Genomic DNA, 361 nt, shown 5'->3' on the forward strand with positions numbered 1-361 from the left:
CACTTCAGTCACCTCAAGACTATCGCCATCAATGTCTGTGGCATTAGCTAAAAGCTGCTCTTCGCTAAGCGTATAGGTGTTATATTCCACACCGTCTGGCAAGGTGATCTCACCTACCACGGGCGTGTCATTTTCAGGGGTGACCGTCATGGTCACCGTGGCTGTGGTGGTCTCGTTATCCTCGTCTGTGACGGTATAAGTAAAGCTGTCGCTGCCATGATAATCATCATTAGGCGTATAGGTTACTGTGCCATCCGCATTGAACGTCACTTCACCATTCGCAGGCTGGGTGACGTTCAATGCTGATGGCACGGTGACCTATACGCCTAATGATGATTATCAAGGCAGCGACAGCTTTACT

2 protein-coding genes are annotated in these 361 nt (G+C 49.6%); one reads left to right on the top strand and one right to left on the bottom strand.

The features are described 5' to 3' along the window. The coding region (locus tag MTBPR1_RS10870; protein WP_126465180.1) for a tandem-95 repeat protein at positions 1 to 312 on the bottom strand (312 nt) is incomplete at its 3' end. Between MTBPR1_RS10870 and MTBPR1_RS18465 the strand changes: the two genes are divergently transcribed. Continuing rightward, a partial coding sequence (locus MTBPR1_RS18465; protein WP_420808125.1) for an Ig-like domain-containing protein occupies positions 290 to 361 on the top strand: 72 nt, incomplete at its 3' end. The genes MTBPR1_RS10870 and MTBPR1_RS18465 overlap by 23 nt on opposite strands.

Origin of the sequence: Candidatus Terasakiella magnetica (assembly GCF_900093605.1) — a bacterium.
GTDB classification, from domain to species: Bacteria; Pseudomonadota; Alphaproteobacteria; order Rhodospirillales; family Terasakiellaceae; genus Terasakiella; species Terasakiella magnetica.